The sequence below is a fragment of the Bradyrhizobium sp. 14AA genome (genome assembly GCF_054185205.1).
Genome location: NZ_JAVAYM010000200.1, coordinates 1 through 434 on the forward strand (window position 1 = coordinate 1; position 434 = coordinate 434).

A 434-nucleotide genomic window follows, 5' to 3' on the forward strand; every position below is an offset into this window, starting at 1 on the left:
CGGACCGGATGCGGTCACGTAGTTCGCGAAGATTAGCCATCGTTTCTCCTCCCTTCTTTAATCTAGACGGTTAGTTATGAGTTCTGAACTCTACTTAGCCGTCTTGCGGGAGACGTTGAGCTCGGTGTTCTTTACGTCGCTTTCATCCAAAGGCTCTACCGGTGCCTCAGAGACAAAGTTATGGCCTTCGGAGGTGCGGAAGGTCGGCTGGAAATCCTTAGCTGCCGCAACCAATGCGTCCTTGGACTCATCGGTTAGCGGCTTGCCGCCGGAAATCTGCTCAAAGACCTCTGGGGTGTTGGCGTTGAGGTATTCGTGTACCTCGTCCTCGAAGCGGCGGACGTCTTCAACGGGAACGACGTCGAAGATGCCAGCCTCGGCGAGGTAGATGGATACCATCTGGTACTCCACCGGCTGCGGGGAGGACTCGGACT

1 protein-coding gene is annotated in these 434 nt (G+C 55.8%); it reads right to left on the reverse strand.

The window, feature by feature from the left end; genetic code table 11:
- Window positions 1-90: 90 nt before the first annotated feature.
- Window positions 91-434, reverse strand: a 344-nt coding sequence (locus tag RAD15_RS44000) for a hypothetical protein (RefSeq protein WP_458184893.1), incomplete at its 5' end; no start/stop codon positions are given.